The sequence below is a fragment of the Marinospirillum sp. genome (genome assembly GCF_035271045.1).
In the GTDB taxonomy this organism is placed as follows: Bacteria; Pseudomonadota; Gammaproteobacteria; order Pseudomonadales; family Halomonadaceae; genus Marinospirillum.
In genome coordinates, this window is record NZ_DATESC010000015.1 from 138,076 (window position 1) to 155,554 (window position 17,479).

General features: G+C 42.8%; 19 protein-coding genes and 3 tRNA genes. 6 read left to right on the forward strand and 16 right to left on the reverse strand.

Annotation, left to right across the window (positions count from 1 at the left end):
• Positions 1–22: 22 nt before the first annotated feature.
• The 4 genes from cysM to ppc form a co-directional block, all read right to left on the reverse strand.
• The gene (gene cysM / locus VJY63_RS06220; RefSeq protein ID WP_324049098.1) at positions 23–970 is read right to left on the reverse strand and encodes a cysteine synthase CysM; all 948 of its coding nucleotides are present in this window, start codon (positions 968–970) and stop codon (positions 23–25) included.
• Positions 971–1,000: 30 nt separating this feature from the next.
• Positions 1,001–1,465, reverse strand: a complete 465-nt coding sequence (locus tag VJY63_RS06225) for a YaaR family protein (RefSeq protein WP_324049100.1) — start codon at positions 1,463–1,465, stop codon at positions 1,001–1,003.
• A gap of 2 nt (positions 1,466–1,467) precedes the next feature.
• Positions 1,468–1,998 carry a DUF2489 domain-containing protein gene (locus tag VJY63_RS06230; RefSeq protein WP_324049102.1) on the reverse strand — a complete coding sequence of 177 codons (531 nt, stop codon included), beginning with the start codon at positions 1,996–1,998 and terminating at the stop codon, positions 1,468–1,470.
• A gap of 74 nt (positions 1,999–2,072) precedes the next feature.
• On the reverse strand, positions 2,073–4,721 hold the full coding sequence (gene ppc, locus VJY63_RS06235) for a phosphoenolpyruvate carboxylase (protein ID WP_324049104.1): 2,649 nt from the start codon (positions 4,719–4,721) through the stop codon (positions 2,073–2,075).
• Between the two features lie 171 nt (positions 4,722–4,892).
• Here ppc and VJY63_RS06240 point away from each other — a divergent pair.
• From VJY63_RS06240 to VJY63_RS06250, 3 genes are all read left to right on the forward strand, one after another.
• A tRNA-Met gene (locus VJY63_RS06240) sits at positions 4,893–4,969 on the forward strand.
• Positions 4,970–5,082: 113 nt separating this feature from the next.
• Positions 5,083–5,158 (forward strand) — tRNA-Asn (locus VJY63_RS06245).
• Positions 5,159–5,196: 38 nt separating this feature from the next.
• A tRNA-Asn gene (locus VJY63_RS06250) sits at positions 5,197–5,272 on the forward strand.
• A 156-nt stretch (positions 5,273–5,428) separates the two neighbouring features.
• Here the strand turns inward: VJY63_RS06250 and VJY63_RS06255 are convergent.
• Genes VJY63_RS06255 through VJY63_RS06280 form a run of 6 tightly spaced genes read right to left on the reverse strand, consistent with a single transcriptional unit; the run spans position 5,429 to position 8,825 of the window.
• Positions 5,429–5,902 (reverse strand): peroxiredoxin, encoded by a 474-nt coding sequence (locus VJY63_RS06255; RefSeq protein ID WP_324049105.1) that lies wholly within the window; start codon positions 5,900–5,902, stop codon positions 5,429–5,431.
• Positions 5,903–5,950: 48 nt separating this feature from the next.
• Positions 5,951–6,637 carry a GNA1162 family protein gene (locus tag VJY63_RS06260; RefSeq protein ID WP_324049107.1) on the reverse strand — a complete coding sequence of 229 codons (687 nt, stop codon included), beginning with the start codon at positions 6,635–6,637 and terminating at the stop codon, positions 5,951–5,953.
• A complete protein-coding gene (locus VJY63_RS06265) occupies positions 6,634–7,026 on the reverse strand; it encodes a DUF4810 domain-containing protein (RefSeq protein WP_324049109.1) in 393 nt (130 codons plus the stop codon). Before VJY63_RS06265 ends, VJY63_RS06260 begins: the two co-directional genes overlap by 4 nt.
• Positions 7,019–7,339 carry a hypothetical protein gene (locus tag VJY63_RS06270; protein WP_324049111.1) on the reverse strand — a complete coding sequence of 107 codons (321 nt, stop codon included), beginning with the start codon at positions 7,337–7,339 and terminating at the stop codon, positions 7,019–7,021. Before VJY63_RS06270 ends, VJY63_RS06265 begins: the two co-directional genes overlap by 8 nt.
• Complete coding sequence (locus VJY63_RS06275; protein WP_324049113.1) at positions 7,339–8,304, reverse strand: CsgG/HfaB family protein; 966 nt, start codon at positions 8,302–8,304, stop codon at positions 7,339–7,341. The genes VJY63_RS06270 and VJY63_RS06275 overlap by 1 nt, the downstream gene beginning before the upstream one ends.
• Positions 8,305–8,348: 44 nt before the next feature.
• Positions 8,349–8,825, reverse strand: coding sequence for an NYN domain-containing protein (locus tag VJY63_RS06280; protein ID WP_324049312.1), 477 nt, complete (start codon positions 8,823–8,825; stop codon positions 8,349–8,351).
• Between the two features lie 127 nt (positions 8,826–8,952).
• Between VJY63_RS06280 and VJY63_RS06285 the strand changes: the two genes are divergently transcribed.
• The 3 genes from VJY63_RS06285 (at position 8,953) to corA (ending at position 11,558) form a co-directional block, all read left to right on the forward strand.
• Entirely contained in the window at positions 8,953–9,255 is a 303-nt protein-coding gene (locus VJY63_RS06285) for a DUF6482 family protein (protein WP_324049115.1), read from the forward strand.
• Between the two features lie 125 nt (positions 9,256–9,380).
• Positions 9,381–10,379, forward strand: a complete 999-nt coding sequence (hemH, locus tag VJY63_RS06290) for a ferrochelatase (RefSeq protein ID WP_324049117.1) — start codon at positions 9,381–9,383, stop codon at positions 10,377–10,379.
• A gap of 33 nt (positions 10,380–10,412) precedes the next feature.
• Complete coding sequence (corA, locus tag VJY63_RS06295; protein WP_324049119.1) at positions 10,413–11,558, forward strand: magnesium/cobalt transporter CorA; 1,146 nt, start codon at positions 10,413–10,415, stop codon at positions 11,556–11,558.
• Between the two features lie 8 nt (positions 11,559–11,566).
• Here the strand turns inward: corA and VJY63_RS06300 are convergent, their stop codons facing one another.
• Genes VJY63_RS06300 through VJY63_RS06325 form a run of 6 tightly spaced genes read right to left on the reverse strand, consistent with a single transcriptional unit; the run spans position 11,567 to position 17,372 of the window.
• Entirely contained in the window at positions 11,567–11,944 is a 378-nt protein-coding gene (locus VJY63_RS06300; protein ID WP_324049121.1) for a Na+/H+ antiporter subunit G, read from the reverse strand.
• Positions 11,945–11,952: 8 nt separating this feature from the next.
• Positions 11,953–12,222: a K+/H+ antiporter subunit F gene (locus tag VJY63_RS06305; RefSeq protein WP_324049123.1), complete on the reverse strand. Its 270-nt coding sequence runs from the start codon at positions 12,220–12,222 to the stop codon at positions 11,953–11,955.
• Complete coding sequence (locus tag VJY63_RS06310; RefSeq protein WP_324049126.1) at positions 12,216–12,707, reverse strand: Na+/H+ antiporter subunit E; 492 nt, start codon at positions 12,705–12,707, stop codon at positions 12,216–12,218. Before VJY63_RS06310 ends, VJY63_RS06305 begins: the two co-directional genes overlap by 7 nt.
• Positions 12,707–14,230, reverse strand: coding sequence for a monovalent cation/H+ antiporter subunit D (locus VJY63_RS06315; protein WP_414674821.1), 1,524 nt, complete (start codon positions 14,228–14,230; stop codon positions 12,707–12,709). Before VJY63_RS06315 ends, VJY63_RS06310 begins: the two co-directional genes overlap by 1 nt.
• Positions 14,230–14,577, reverse strand: a complete 348-nt coding sequence (locus VJY63_RS06320) for a Na+/H+ antiporter subunit C (protein ID WP_324049130.1) — start codon at positions 14,575–14,577, stop codon at positions 14,230–14,232. Before VJY63_RS06320 ends, VJY63_RS06315 begins: the two co-directional genes overlap by 1 nt.
• Entirely contained in the window at positions 14,577–17,372 is a 2,796-nt protein-coding gene (locus VJY63_RS06325; RefSeq protein WP_324049131.1) for a monovalent cation/H+ antiporter subunit A, read from the reverse strand. Before VJY63_RS06325 ends, VJY63_RS06320 begins: the two co-directional genes overlap by 1 nt.
• Positions 17,373–17,479 lie beyond the last annotated feature (107 nt).

A 17,479-nucleotide genomic window follows, 5' to 3' on the forward strand; every position in this document is an offset into this window, starting at 1 on the left:
CTATCAATGCTGCCTGTTATTGCTAATCAGCGCTAGCCAAGGCGTTGTTAGCAAACACGCCAGTAGAAAGGTAACGATCCCCACGGTCACAAATAATCGCAACCAGTATGGCATTTTCTAATTCAGCCGCCAGCTTCAGCGCACCAGCCACCGCACCACCGGAAGAAACGCCCGCAAAAATGCCTTCTTCAAGTGCTAAACGCCGCATGGTCACTTCAGCTTCTTGCTGGCCAATATCCAACACCTTGTCTACACCTTTGGCATCATAAATGCTGGGCAGGTATTCAATTGGCCAACGGCGAATACCGGGAATATTGGCATTTTCAGCAGGCTGTAAACCAACAATTTGCACTTGAGGATTTTGTGCTTTTAAGTAGCGTCCTGTGCCCATAATTGTGCCAGTCGTGCCCATCGAACTAATAAAATGCGTTACTTGGCCCGCTGTTTGCTGCCAAATCTCTGGGCCAGTGGTCTGGTAATGAGCCAAAGGATTATCCAAGTTACCAAATTGGTTTAATACCTTACCTTTACCCTGCTGCTGCATAGCTAACGCTAGGTCGCGTGCGCCTTCCATACCTTTTTCTTTACTCACTAAAATTAACTCAGCACCATAAGCCTGCATTGCCCATTTACGTTCATCCGATGCCGTTGCTGGCATAATCAAAATCATTTTATAACCCATCACCGCAGCAGCCATAGCAAGAGCAATGCCAGTATTGCCCGACGTTGCTTCAATCAACGTATCACCTTGCTTAATTTCGCCACGCAACTGTGCCTGCTGCAGCATTGAAAAAGCCGGACGGTCTTTAACAGAACCCGCCGGATTATTACCTTCAAGCTTTACCAACAAAGTATTATTCTTACCGGCATTTAAACGCTGCAAACGCACTAATGGCGTATTACCAACTAGATCAGCAATGCTAGGCCAAGCGGATGAAGAACCGTTAGAAACACTTGATATTTTATTCATAATTTTTATGACCTTCTCGTTACCATCTTTTTAAGACACCAGATCAATGACTAAACCTTTAATGCTAACAAGCCTTCTAGCAATCGCAACACGGTCTTTTTGTTCACTCATAATTAAGTTCATTAAATCTTCTGCTTCTTCATCTATGCGACGCACAATTTGGTGTCTATCAGCGGGATGCCAACCAGGACCTACGTTTTCTACTTGGAAACCACCTTTCACCACCTTACCAACAAGATTAGACAGCAGCACTTTAAAAACTTCCAAATTACCAATACTGGGATTACGTTCTAATTCATCACCGGCTTGACCAATTAATTCTTGTAGCTGATTTAATTCTTCTTTAAAGGCAGCACGACCACCCGAGGCAACTTGGTGCATTAGCTGGTCATTAAAGCTTAATGCGTTCTTACTTGCCGTACCGTCAGTTTTAGCTGATCGCGCTTTTTGACGATCGGAACGCAAGTTTTTAAGCATAGTATTAATGGGTAACATTATTATTTACCATCAGCGGTGTTAACAGCAGCAGCATTAACAAAAAGGGGTTCGCCGGTAAACTTACCTTGCTGCTCGCTAAAAAGACGCAGTTGTGTTGCGGCTTTTTGTAGCTCAGCTCGGTATTGTTCTTCAAGGGCAAGGCGAGTTTTATCTTGCTCAACTTTTTCTGTTGAAGAAAGGTTGGTATATTCTTTATGCGTTGCTAGATTTTTGGTTTGTTGATAAAAAGTATCGAACACCACCAAGTCGGCACGTTGCACATAAATACCTTCGTCTAATAAATCTAAAAATACCCGCACCCGTAAGCAACCTTCCGTTAAGCTAACCTGTTGCTCTTCAAGTGCTTTTGCTAATAAAAATAGATTTTCTAAAACATTTTCACGTGCTTTTAAACGCTCTTGTTCATGGGTTTGTTGGGCTAAAGCAACTTGACGTTTAGCTTCATAGTGCAGGTGCGCCGCATAACCGGCGAGGGGGATAATAAGGGCGATAGCCGCAGCTAAAAAAATTGTCGCGTCTTGGGCGCTCATACACAGTTACTCTTGCTGAATAATAGCGCCCAAGGATAGCAGAAAACAAACGTTTAGCGCACTAGCCTGTGTTACTAACCCGTGTTACGCAAACCTGCTGCAATGCCTGCCATAGTTACCATTAACGCCCGTTCAAGCATCTCAGGTTGAGTGCTGCAAATTTGCGCTTGCTCACACGCCCTAACCCTTGCCAATAGCTCCGACTGCAACTGATGTAAGGGAATAATGTAAGGATTACGCACACTAATCGCCTGCTGAGTTAAAGGTACACGCTCTAGCAATTGCGTTTGCTCACGCAAAATTAACAAGCGCTCTACTAGCTGTTTTTCACGCACACGCAATGTTTTACCTAATGGCTTTAAATCATCTTCTACAAGTAAACTCTCATAATCTTCCACCGTTGCTAAATCAACTTTAGCCAAGACCATTTCTAGCATATTCATATTACTAGCAAAAAAAGGCCACCCATCAATCATCTCACGCAATGCTTGTGTTTCGCCGCGCTCGATTGCTTTATCTAAAGCAACATCGCTGCCTAACCAAGCCGGCAGCATTAAACGCACTTGTGTCCAAGCAAAAATCCACGGAATGGCTCTTAGGCTTTCAATGCCACCACCGCCTTTGCGTTTAGCCGGACGACTGCCTAAAGGTAATTTAGACAACTCTTGTTCCGGTGTTAGCTGACGAAAATAACGCACAAAATCGGGGTGATCTTTTACCAAAGCGCGATAACCTTCCACGGCATCATTGGCAATGTTATCCATCAACAAACGCCATTCATCTTTAGGGGCTGGCGGTGGCGCAAGCGTGGCTTCCAATACAGCGCAGGTGTAAACTTCGAGCGCCCGTTCTGCTAAGGCTGGCAAACCAAATTTAAAGCGAATCATTTCACCTTGCTCGGTCACTTTTAAACGCCCCTGCACCGAACCTGGCGGTTGTGCCAAAATAGCCGCTTGCGTAGGGCCGCCACCACGCCCCACCGTACCACCACGACCATGAAACAAGGTAAGGTGAACTTTACGCGCTGCACACACACGAGTCACCGCTTCTTGCGCCCGATATTGCGCCCAACTCGCCGCTAATTGCCCAGCATCTTTTGCAGAGTCAGAATAGCCAATCATCACTTCTTGGCGACCACTGGTATACTGCTGATACCAAGGCAAAGATAATAAGCCATCAATCACTTTAGGTGCCCGTTCTAAATCAGCCAGCGTTTCAAATAACGGTGCTATACGCATGGTGCGCTCTAAGCCTGCTGTTTTTAACAACAAAGCAACGGCTAATACGTCCGATGGCTGCGCTGCCATTGAAATGACGTAAGCACCCAAAGCATCGGCGCGTTCACGCGCAATCACCTTACACGTATCTAATACTTCACGGGTTTCATCGCTGCAAGGCCAATGTTCTGGCAATAAAGGGCGCGGGTTGGTGAGTTCATGCAACAAAAAATCAACCTTGCGCTGCTCATCCCATTCAGCATAATCACCCAAACCTAAATAATTCGCGGCTTCAGCAATCGCCTGTGCATGACGCGGTGCTTCTTGGCGCACATCAAGGCGTAGCAGATTCATACCAAAAGTGGCTAGACGGCGCAGAATATCCAGCAACAAACCATCGGCAATCACTTTCATGCCTTGTTCGCACAAAGACTCATAACACAGCACCAGCGGCTCACGCAGCCCTGCAACTTCAAATAAAATACGCTCATCATCGTAAGGCTTGCCGTCTAACTGTGCCTTTAGCCAATCAAGCGTAGCGCGTAATCTGTCACGCACCTGCCCCAAAATAACACGGTAAGGTTCACGCACTGGGCCAACCCGTTCGGTTAGCGCAGCGCTGGCTTGGTACATAGAAAGCTCGGCACGTAGCTGGTCGATGTCACGGTAATAAAGATCAGCGGCCATCCAACGTGATAACCACAAAACCTCTTGAGTAATACGCGCCGTAACACGTGGATTACCATCACGATCACCGCCCATCCAAGATGCAAAACGAATGGGTGCAGCATCCAGCGGTAAAGATTGACCTGTTAACGTGATGAGCTGCTCATCTAATTGCCGGTAATAAGCAGGCACAGCTTGCCATAACGAGTTTTCAATGACCGCAAAACCCCAACGCGCTTCATCAACTGGCGTTGGGCGCTGGGCACGAATTTCATCGGTATGCCAAGCTTGGGCAATTAACTGTTCAAGGCGATGCAAGACATCTTGACGTGCTTTATCGTTAGGACAGGTTTCGTAATCAGTAAGGCAATCATCTAATAAATCGTATTTTTGAATCAATGTGCGGCGGCTAATTTCGGTAGGATGCGCCGTAAAAACTAACTCAACCCGCTGCTCAGTTAACGACTTATAAATAACTTGAGGTGCTAAACCTGAGTTTTTAAGTTTATCCAACAACAAGGTTAAACCGGGCTGCTCACCTGCACGGTAATCTTCAACCACGCGCTCACGCGCTCGATAATGTTGTTCTGCAGCATTGGCAAGGTTTAAAAACTGATTAAAAGCCCGCGCAACCGGCAAGAGCATTTCATCGTCTAAATCATTCAGCATTTGACTAAGGCATTGCGGCGTTGCTTCGCCTTGATGCACTTGTTTAGAAAGATTACGAATGGATTCAACCAATGCTAAAAATTCTTCGCCGCGTGCTGCACTCATGGTGCGACCCAACCCTTCACCTAAAATACGTACCTGTTCCCTAAGCGATGCATCTAAATTAGTCATTTTGCACTCCTTTAAACAAAGTTAGACATTGCCTCAGCATCAAGAATGGCACGCCTTAGCAAGTGCAACAAGCCGAAAAACCTTAAAAACCTCACTTTTTTACAGTTTTTTAGGATTTTTTAGGAAAAGGGCTTGCTAAAATAAAGTATCTGTATATAATTCGCACCCGTTGGCTATGTAGCTCAGCTGGTTAGAGCACATCACTCATAATGATGGGGTCCCCTGTTCAAATCAGGGCATAGCCACCAAAAAAAGCGTTGTTAAAGGCGAGTATTTAGCAAAAATTTGAAATAAGGCTTGACCTTATAATTATTTCTACTAGAATACAGCCCGTTGTTGAGTAAAGCCTTTTAGGTAACGTTCCCGAATAGCTCAGTCGGTAGAGCAGTAGACTGTTAATCTATTGGTCGTAGGTTCAAGTCCTACTTCGGGAGCCAACTCACTCAATAGCAAATTAGTAAAGAAATGCATACGTTCCCGAATAGCTCAGTCGGTAGAGCAGTAGACTGTTAATCTATTGGTCGTAGGTTCAAGTCCTACTTCGGGAGCCAAGCATTTTCTGCTAAACCCAATTTTAAAGTACTTTTTCTGCTTTAAAATATCCAAATAGAAATAAATTCAAAAATAAACTATTAACCTCAAGTGTTAATGGATTTTTTTGTTGTTTTAATTAAAACAGCAGCAACTGCTGCTGTTATCCAACCGATCTAAAGGCTAGCTAAAACGGCTTCTGCGGTACTGACTTTAAGTTCGTTAGGTGCTTCAACGTTCAGTTGCGTCACTATGCCATTGTCAATAATCATCGCGTAACGTTGCGAACGAATACCACCAAAAGCAGCGGTATCCATGTCTAAACCCAACGCCTTGGCAAAGCTAGCATCGCCATCGCTTAACAGGGTGATTTCTGAAGCATTTTGCGACTCAGCCCAAGCCTTCATAACAAAAGCATCGTTCACCGCCACACAAGCAATTAAGTCGACACCTTTGGCTTTTAATTGATCGGCAAGCACTATAAAACCAGGCAAGTGTGCATCAGAGCAAGCCGGTGTAAAAGCACCTGGTACAGCAAATAAAACCACTTTTTTATTGGCAAATAATTTGGCTGTTGCATGGTTAACCATGCCATCTTTGGTTAACTGACTTAACGTTGCTGCAGGTAAAGCTTGACCTTGCTGTATCATTTTAAGCATCCTCATTTTTTAAAAATTACGTCTTTAACAAAAATTGCATTACAAAACAGGCATAACCTGTTCGTAATACTCAGCATAATAAGGGTGATAAGGGCCTAAAGGAAAGCTTTGTCGATTGCCTTGCGGCGCTAAAAATGCCCGCTTATGCAACGATTGCGTCAAGGGAATGTAATTAGGAACCGAACGCTCAACCGCTGCTTGCACTGCATTGACGACCAAACCTGCCAATCCACCGCCACCATTATTATTGGGCGAATAAACCGCGTTAAGGCGTTGCTGCCACAACAGCGAACCATCCGCAGCCACTAATCTATATTCAAAATCCACCTCAGTGCTGGCAGCAAAAACAACATACTTAGAAGTCCACTGATGAATTGTTACATACAAAATAGCATCGGCTTTAAACAGATTAGCTAATTGCTCAGGCGGCGCAGCAAAGACTTCTGCGGCTTCATAATACCCTTCAAATTCTAATAATGTTTTTACAGTATTGACTGGAAAGACATAAAAACCTTTTTCAGCCAAATAATAAGGTAAAGTAGCTAACACCGATGTTGTAGCCTGCACATCAGTCACTTCATTTAAAGGCGGTACAATTAAAATTGAAGCAGGACGTACACCGTTAAAATTATCAGGAAACGCAACCGTTTGGGTAGCACAGCCAGTCACTAAAATAGTCAGCAGCAGCACTAAACTCATGGATAAAGTAGTTGCTAAGCGCTTCATAACCTAGCCTCTAAATTTTGAATCAACGCACCCAACATGGGGCGGCTTTCTGGCCAAAGTTCGTATTCCATTTTATAAAATACCAGCGCATTTTTATAATTGCCTTGTTCTAACATAAACGTACCTGCTTCAGCACACAGCCCAGGCGCTAACTGTTTTATAGTCTGATTATTTACGCGCTGGTTATTTAAAGCTTGTTGTTGGTTAATAAAGTTGATGTATTGTTGAATGGCTTGTTCTTTATATTCAGGATCATGGTAAACAGTAAACAAAGTTTGTTCGTATTTTCCCCAGTTATACAAGCGTGTGTCGGTTGCACAACCCGTGGTTAAAATAACAATTAGAGCTAGCCCTAATCGTTTTTTATTAGCCCAGTACAGGTTAATCATAATCACCCACTTTTATCATTTTATGAGTACCTGCACCTAGGTAAACTTTTTCGCTAAATACTTTTTTAGTGCCGCTAAATAATTCGAGTGTGTGCGAACCATCAACGATTCTTAAACGCTCTTTACCCGCTTGGTATTGGCTCACTTTGCCGTAAGAAACACCGTCAATTTTTAGTTCATAGGTTTTGGCTGCTGTTGATTGCAACTCAAAAGCAACACTTGGGCGGTCATCAACCACTTGAGTGCTGTGGGTTGGGCTTTGTACACAAGCGGTTAGCGTCAAAAAAAATAAAGCCATTAAAAAGAATCGCATTATTTTTGCTCCTTAATTTGTAGCTGATTAAGTTCATAGCCAACCACTGAACCCTTAGTTAAACTTGCCGCAGCGCCTTGATTCAAAATATCCTCGCCAAACAAGCTGATAACCTTTAACTCGCCTATTTTTTTACCCGGTAAGGTAATCGTTGCACCCGTTGTTTGAGATTTCACTTTATGGCCTTTGGTTTCAATATCAAACACCATACCAGTTTGAACGCCTTGGCTTTTACCGCCACTAATAAAAAGTAGCTCGCCTTCTTGCCCTAGAATATCGGCCGTCCAAGGCTTTTCCATAAATAAACGGGTCATTTTGTCAACGGCAGCGGTGACTGCGGCGGCAATGGCTTGATCGTTTAAACTACCGTCATAACTAGCAGCAGAACCAAAACCCATCGTTCTTGCGTGTTCGGTAGAAGCAATGCCAGAGCCAGTTACTGATTCAAAGGCGCGACCCGTTGTTACATCAACAAGGCGTAGATCAACCGTTGCACTGGCTTGCTGTTTTTTAGAAGACGAAAGAAAACCGCGCTCGCCCGTGGTTGCACGACCAAATTGCGTTAACGAACCAATCACCAGCGTGTCGACTCCAACAATATCCAGGGTTTGACCCGATAGCTCTGCTTCGTTCTTGAGCAAAACAAGGTCTGGGCGTTCAAACACTAAAAAGCGGTTGCTATTAGTTAGCGCCTGCAAAAACATATCGGTAACTTTGCCACCTAGCTGATCTTGTGCATTTTCACGCAGCAAGCTACGACCATAATTAGTTTCGTTAGACAAGCGACCCACCGCTATTTTGCGCTTTAAACGTAGCGATTCTTTTTCGGTCTGCTGCTGAGCTTTTAATTGTGCTTCGCGTTGCTGTGATTCAGTCACTTTAACGTCAGCATCCTTCATCGGGGGTGTTTGTGTCGCACAACCCGCCAGCGTCAGCGCTGCTATGAATGCAAAGGTCTTTTTCATTAGTTATTTCCTTTTACAATTTTAATGGCGTTTCAAAACATCAATCACTTTAACAACAGCGCTGCTGTTATTGGAAAAAACCGGCTAGCAGCTTGCTTGAGTGAATCAGCCGTCAGTGATTCAACACCATAAACCTCGACAGTAGCATTCTTTTTGGTTTTAATGCGGTCGGCTAATAAATCAAAATCACCGTCGCCTGAAACCAAAACAACCGTGTCACTCAATTCGGCATACTCCATCGCATCCAAAGCAATCCCCACATCCCAATCACCTTTAGCAGAACCATCTGAGCGTTGAATAAAAGGCTTTAACTTCACTTCAAAACCAATGGCTTTAAGAATGTTTTGAAACTGTTGTTGTTTTGGATCACCACGGTCAATAGCATAAGCAACGGCTTTAATCACCTGCCTATTTTGAGTCACCTTTGCCCAGAATTGGTTGTAATCAAAATTGCGACCAAACGCTTGTTTAGTCGTGTAATAAACATTTTGCACATCCACTAAAATGGCTATTTTTTGCATTTTAAACTCCGTCATAAATAACACCTTATATTTTTCTGGTAGTTCAATATTGAACTTTTTACCAAACATTGAGTCTTAGGCAGTAGAAAGTATTATTTTAATAACAACACGATAATCAAGGTAGTCTATGCAAATTAAAGAACTAAAAAAACAAATTAAATTAAGTCCAACGCTTCAAGTGTGTGTGATTAGTCATGCCTCCAGTGGTTTTTACCTAGTGCAAATTCGTAATGGTGAAAATATTGACTTATTAACTAACTGGCGTGGACAGCAGCGTGTTTTTCGCAGCCTAAGTGAAGCCACTAATGAATTAAAAAGTCAGGGCATTACACGAGCGGTATTGCTTAGCCATGTAGCCAACGATGAGATGATTGGTCGTCAAACTTATTACCAAGGCTTAAACCCAACGGCCCTAAACCTTAGCTTTTAAGCATCCGATTAATTAATCGCCTAATTAACTGATCCAAGCATTATACAAAACTTATACATAGAGTTGCAGCTTCTGATTTGGTAGGATGGTGTAAACTATCCTTTTGCTAATGATGAGGTTTGCCAGTGTCTTCAACAAAAAAGCCCCCTTTTGCAGTATTACTGGTGAATCTGGGAACGCCAGATGCACCAACACCTTCCGCTGTTAAAAAATACCTAGCTGAATTTTTATGGGACCAGCGTGTGGTGGATGTTGCGCGTCCACTTTGGTGGCTAATTTTGCATGGTATTATTTTACGTTTTCGCCCCAGCCGTGTTGCTAAAAATTATCAGCAAGTTTGGACAGACGACGGCTCGCCACTATTAGCCATTAGCAAGCAGCAACGTGCTGGACTAGAAGCCAAATTAGAAGAAAGCCTTGGTAAAAAAATCCCTGTTTTATTAGCCATGACTTACGGCTCGCCTTCAATGGAAGATGTTGGCCGTGAAATGCGTCAGCTAGGCGTGGAAAAATTGCTTGTACTGCCTATGTACCCACAGTTTTCATCGTCAACCACAGCAGCAGCTTTTGACCGTTTAGCCAGCAGTCTTAAAAAATGCCCACATTGGCCAGAGCTGCGCTTTATTCGTGACTATGCAACGCACCCTGCCTATATTCATGCTTTAGCACAATCGGTTCGCCAATCTTGGCAAGTTCAAGGCAAACAATCAGAACAGCTCATTATGTCTTTTCACGGCATCCCGCAGCGCTACACAAAAAAAGGCGATCCTTACGAAAGGCATTGTGGTGCTACTGCTAATGCACTGGCTAAAGCACTGGGCTTGCAAGAAGAACAATGGAAGTTAACCTTTCAATCACGCTTTGGACGTGAACCTTGGTTACAACCCTACACGGATGAAACCTTGAAAACTTTAGGTGCAAATAAAACTGAAAGTATTTCAGTGATTTGCCCCGGATTTAGTGCTGATTGTTTAGAAACGCTGGAAGAAATTGAAGGTGAAAACCGTGAGTATTACGAAGCAGCAGGTGGCAAAAACTTCACTTACATTCCTGCTCTTAACTCACGCCCTGAACACATTGAAATGATGGAAAAATTAGTTATACAGCACACGCAAGGTTGGTAAAACCTATTTTTTGCACATTAATCGGGGTATAACATGAGCTTAAATCAGCAGGATGAAAATCCTAACCTAGGTTTTCGTAGCTTATTTAATCGGCCTTCTACTGGTTCAGTGCAGCGTAAAAAACCTGGCCAACCACCGGGTACGCTATTACACACGGGTGAACAAAAACTAGATAAAATGCTGATGAAAGTGCATGACTATGATGCAAACCGTTACGATAGTTTTGCGATTGAAGCTTTAGACCCAGCCGCTGCTTATTTACGCCCAAGTAGTAAAACTTGGATTCAAATTCAAGGCTTGCACGACATCACTGAACTACGCAAAGTCATGGATTATTTTGAGCTACACCCGCTGGTTCAAGAAGACATTGTTAGCATTAACCAGCGCCCGAAAGTAGAGCCTTATGGTGAGATTATTTTTGTGGTAGCTCGGATGATTACTACCCGCCAAAAAGGTGAAGAAACAGAGCTTAAATCTGAGCAGGTTAGCTTGGTTTTAGGTAAAAACTTTGTATTGTCTTTTCAAGAAAGTGACGACCCTTTATTTGATCCGGTTATACGTCGTATGTTAGTGGCAAACACACGTTTGCGCCGTCACAGTATCGACTTTTTAGCCTATGCTTTATTAGATAACTTGGTTGACCATTACTTCACCGCATTAGATTTTATTAACGAAACCATTGAGGATATGGAAGAGCGTGTACTAGAAAACCCTGATCCTGCTGATCTACAAAGCATTCATGCTTTGCGCCGTGATTTGATATTTTTTAGAAAATCAGCTTGGTCATTACGTGATGGTGTTAATGGCTTAATTCGTGATGACTCGCCACTTATTAGCGCTGAAATTAAAATTTATTTACGTGACGTTTATGACCATCTAGTGCAAGTTATTGACAGCATAGAAAGCCAACGAGAACTGGTATTTAGTCTTTATGATATGTACACCTCATCGCTTAGTGACCGCATGAATGAAGTAATGAAAGTGCTGACGGTCATTTCTACGCTATTTATTCCGCTTACTTTTATTGTGGGTGTCTATGGAATGAATTTTAATCCAGATAGCAGCGCATGGAATATGCCAGAGCTTAACTGGGCATTTGGCTATCCAGCGGCTTGGGGTTTAATGCTAGTGATTACAGCATCCATGCTCTACTATTTTAAACGCAAAGGTTGGTTTTAAAAGACTGATTATTGATTAGCTAAATCTTTTTTAGGTTTGTTACTGCGCTTGGTCGCTGCTTTTTGAACACTAAAACCTTGAGTACGGGCAAGCGTTTTAGTATTTAAATGCAACGCAGCCTTAGCCATCATGTGGGCGCTTACCGGCGCAGTAATAAATAAGAAAATAGTAATCAGGACCTCATGGATACTAAACATAGAGTTTTTTAGGCTAAAAAAAATCATCGACGCAATCAATAAGCTGCCTACACCCAAAGTCGTTGCTTTAGTTGGTGCGTGTAGGCGCATATAAAAATCAGGCAAGCGAGCCACGCCAATCGAGCCGATCAGCATAAATAAACCACCTAATAACACAAAAAAACTTAAAATTAATTCAATCCAATTCATGGTATTTTCTACTCAATAATATCGCCACGTAGCAAGTATTTACACAATGCAGCGGTACTTACAAAACCGAGCAGTGCAATCAATAACGCAGCTTCAAAATAAAGGGGCGACCCCATGTACATACCTAAAATAATAATTAAAGCAATACTATTAATGTATAAAGTATCCAGCGCCAAAATTCGATCAGCAATGCTAGTACCTCGAATTAATCGCCACAAACTCAATAAAAGTGCCAAAGCGATCATGCCACTAACTAGGAATAGCGCTGTATTTAGCATCCAAAAATCTCCTTTAGCGGTGCTTCATAGCGGGTTTTAATCGAATCAATTAACGCTTGCTCACTGACTAAATTCAGGGCATGAATATACAGCCAACAGTGATCTTCAGAAATATCACAACTTACTGTACCGGGTGTTAAAGACACGGTGCTAGCCAGTAAAGTGATAGGGAGGTTGCCTTTAAGGTCTAATGGCACAGCCACAAACCCTGGGTTCATTTTTCTCAATGGTCCCAAAATAAGTACAGCCACCTGCATATTCGCCATAAAAATATCCATCAACACCAATAAAAAATAACGCACCGCTAAAAAAGGCCGGCGTATAGTCGGTTGTGGGTGTTGTAGGCAATTCACCAATAAAGGAATAACAACAGCAAAAACAGTGGCTAAAAAAATATGACCCGCTGCGATTGTATTGTTCATTAACAACCACACAACAAACAGTAGCGCACTTTGCACAGGCATAGGCAATAAACGGGAGCGCATTATTTATCCCCTTGTTGCAGTATTAAATCTAAAGTTGTTTGAATATCAAATAATTGTTCAGCCGCTAATTGGGTGTATTCAGTAATGCTACCCGCAAAAATAACCATCAACGGTGAACAAGCCAGTAAAAACCAAATACCAGAAAGTTTAAGTAATGGCAGCGGCTTTACTTCTGCTGATATATTGCCTCGATTATTGACTCGCCAAAAAAGGCTAGTGCCTGCTCGGGATAGCGCAATAATTGCAGCAAGGCTACTAATCAAAATGGCAGGCCAAACCCAGCTAGCGATTAGTGATGTCTGACCAGCCGCTTGTAACAACATAAGCTTGCCAATAAAACCAGAGAAAGGCGGCATTCCTGCTACGCTTAACGCGGCAACAAAAAAAGCGGTACCCAATAAAATCGGTTGCTGCACACGGCGTGCTGCCACAAAACGATCACCCGGTTTACCCCGTTGCTCACCAATTGCATCGGCTAATAAAAACAATGCCGCAGCAACCAAAGTGGAATGAACTAAGTAATAAAGCGCGGCACCAATGGCTTGAGGTGTAGCAATGGCAGCAGCAATCAGCAAAGTACCGACTGAAATAATCACCAAATTAGCCGCCAGCATTCTTAAACTGGGGCTGGCTAAAGCACCAACAGCACCAATAGCCAGTGTCAATAAAGACAAAGGCCATAACCAAGGCTGGATTAAGTTAGCTAATTCACCAGCTTCTGGGCCAAAAATAAGCGTATGTACACGTAAAATACTGTAAATACCTACTTTGGTCATAATTGCAAACAAAGCAGCAACGGGTGCGCTAGCAGCAGAATAAGTACGCGGCAACCAGAACTGTAGCGGCAATAAGGCAGATTTTAAGCCAAATACTACCAGCAATAATAAACCACCTGTTTTTACAAGCGCCAACTCATCTGGATTAAGGTGATGAACCCTAGCCGCCATGTCTGCCATATTTAGCGTGCCAAGCGTACCGTACAAGATACCCAAGGCGAACAAAAAGAATGCTGAACCAACCAAGTTAAGCACAACATAATGCATAGCCGCCTGTGTCCGCTGCTTACCACCGCCGTGAATCAGCAATGAATAAGAAGCCATAAGTAGCACTTCAAAGAACACAAAGAGATTAAACAAATCACCGGTTAAAAAAGCACCGTTAACACCTGCCACTTGAAACATAAACAGTGGATAAAAATGCATCCCCGTATTGTCATCACCACCCGTGGCATAAAGCAAAGCACCCAAGGTCAACAAGCTAGTTAACAGCACCATTAATGCTGACGTTCGATCCAATACCAGCAAAATACCAAAAGGCGGTTTCCAATCACCTAAAAAGTAAAGTTGTATACCTTCTAAATGAGCAACTTGAATCATCCAAATGCCCAGCGCAATAATCACTAAGCTAGCCAACAAGGTGACGCTACGCTGCCGCATTAAACTGTTAGCAATCGGTGGCAATAAAAGCAAAGTACCAATGATTAATGGAAAAATAACGGGCAGTAGCGGTAAGTGTTGCTGCATCATTTTTTCTTTTCCTCAGGCTCTATGGGCAAACGGCCATCTACATGGTCGTTGCCTAAATCGGCACGAGAGCGCATGGCAAGAATTAATAAAAACGCGGTCATCGCAAAACCAATAACAATAGCAGTTAATACCAGCGCTTGAGGCACTGGATCGGTATACACTTCAGAAGCACCTAATACAGCAGCGCCATTGATCGTTAATCGACCACTAGAAAAAAGAAACAAGTTCACAGCATAAGAAAGCAGGGTGATTCCTACAGCAACTGGAAAAGTGCGCCCACGTAAGGTAAGAAAAACACCCGAAGCCGTCAGCAAGCCAATACTAAACGCAAACAAGGCCTCCATTAACTATTCTCCTTTATTGCAGGGCTGTGACTGGTGGTTAATTTACCTAAATTCGCCAAAATCATAAGTGTTGCACCAATAACAGTCAGGTAAACGCCTAGATCAAACAACATAGCACTGGCTAATTCAAACTTGCCAAAAATAGGCAAACTAAAATAATCAAACCAAGACGTTAAGAAAGGACGGTCAAAAAACCAACTGCCCATGCCTGTTAAAGTAGCCGTTAATATACCGCAAGCAATTAACCACTGATAATTAATCCGTAGACGGTCTTTTATCCAATCCACACCATGCGCAATGTATTGCTGAATAATAGCAACGGCGGTAATTAAGCCAGCAATAAAGCCACCACCAGGCATATTATGACCGCGTAGAAAAATATAAATAGACACTAATAAGGCAAGGGGTAATAGATTTTGTGAAACGACGCTCAACATCATAGGGTAGCGACCCGTTGCCCAAGGCCGTCCTGTCGAATCACTACTGGGCATATATAAACGCATCCGTACAATCAGCTTAAAAATACCTAAGGCAGCAATACCGAGTACAGAAATCTCACCTAAAGTATCTAGGCCGCGAAAATCAACCAAAATGACGTTGACAACGTTAGTACCACCACCACCAATTTTACTGTTTTCAAGGTAAAACCAAGAAATACTTTCTAGTGGCCGCGTAATCATTGCATAGTTAATCGTACCAATAACGCCACCAACAATGCCCGCCAAACCTAAATCTCTAACCAGGCGACGTGGATGTGATTCTTTAGGCGTATTTTGTGGCAAAAAGAACAGCGCCAGCAACATTAGAATCATCGTAACGACTTCAACTGATAGCTGAGTGAGTGCCAAGTCAGGCGCTGAAAAGCGTGCAAATGCCAAAGAAACAATTAATCCAACTACGGATAAACAAATTAAAGAAACCAGTCTTTTACGATTAAATAAAACTGTCGCAATGGCTGCTATAGCAAGAATAATGGCACCTATTAATGTTAAAGCATCAATAGGAATTTGTGATTTGTGCCCTTCTGTTGTATGAAGGTCAATCATTGGCCCTGCCATTAAGATCATGGATAAAAAGATCAACAAATAAACATAACGCTGCAGCGCATTATTTTCCAGCGTTTGCATGATGTTATGACAGCTATTAACTAAGCGCTGCATCAACCACTCAAAAATTAACTTAGCATCGGGCTCTGGAAATTGGGCTTGAAAACGAAATAAATATTTACGGTTGTAGTAAATAACTAAACCACCCAACATGGCTAAAAAGCTCATTAATAGCGGTAAATTAAAACCATGCCAAATAGCTAAGTTGTACTCTGGCAGCGCCGTACCTAACGTAGCACCTGAAGCTGTTGCTAATAATGGGCCAACAATAAAACTAGGGAAAATACCTACCAACAAACAAAGCGCAACCAATACTTCAACGGGAATACGCATAAAGCGTGGTGCTTCATGTGGCGTTTTTGGTAGGTTGATCGGCTCGCCGTTAAAAAATACGTCATGAATAAAACGCGCCGAATAAGCAACCGAAAAGACCGTACCCAGCGTTGCTAAAACAGGCACCATCCAAGATAAAGAACCTAACGTTACTTGGTGAAGGGTTTCTGCAAAAAACATTTCTTTAGATAAAAAACCATTAAACAAAGGCACGCCCGCCATCGAAGCAGCACCAACCATCGCTAAAGTGGCTGTGTGCGGCATATATTTCCACAAACCATTTAATTGCCGCATATCACGCGTGCCGGTTTCATGGTCAATAATACCTGCCGCCATAAACAATGAAGCCTTAAATACGGCGTGGTTCATAATGTGAAAAATAGCAGCAACCGTAGAAAGCTGGGTATTCATGCCTAATAAAAGCGTAATTAAACCCAAATGGCTGATTGTTGAATAAGCCAGTAACCCTTTAATATCATGCTTAAATAAAGCAACGTAAGCACCTAGCAGTAAAGTAGCCAGACCCGTCATGCTAACGATTAAAAACCACAACTCTGTACCAGACAGCACTGGATAAAAACGCGCCATCAAGAAAATACCGGCCTTGACCATTGTTGCCGAGTGAAGATAGGCACTCACTGGCGTAGGAGCAGACATGGCCTGAGGTAGCCAAAAATGAAAAGGAAATTGAGCAGACTTAGTAAACGCACCCAGTAAAATTAAAACCAATGCAACAGGATAAGCAGCGTGTTCACGAATTAAATCACCGCTGGCAAGTACCAGGCTTAAATCATAACTACCAACAATATCGCCCACTAAAAGCAAACCAGCTAATAAAGCTAATCCTCCGGCACCTGTCACGGTAAGCGCCATACGAGCGCCTTTGCGTGCTTCGGTTTTATGCGACCAAAAGCCAATTAGCAAGAATGAACTAATACTGGTTAATTCCCAAAAAAACCATAATTGAATAATATTGCCAGATAATACAATACCCAGCATGGCCGTCATAAAAAGAATAAGGTAGGAATAAAACAGCGGCATATTGTCTTTTTCAGACAGATAATAACGCGCATAAAGAATGATTAATTGCCCAATGCCTAAAATAAGCAACGCAAATAACCAAGCCAAGCCATCCAACCTAAAAGCGACTTCAAGACCTGCTAAGGGTATCCATTCAAAGCTTGTTGTTAATACTTCACCACTGAAAACAGCAGGTGCTTGTTGAAACAGTAAAAACAATGCTATTGCAGGAAGTAACGCGGTAAAAAAAGCAATGCTGCTGCGGCTAAAACGCGCTACCAGCAAGGGCACTAGGGTGCCAAGCATCGGCAGCAGTGGAATCCATAACAAGCCCATAATAGGTTTGGCTCCAAGAGTGGATAAAGTAACTGTTAGGTTAGCTAGTTGCTAATATATAAAAAATTATATCAGGTTATACCTTGTGAATAAAAAAAGGTCTACTT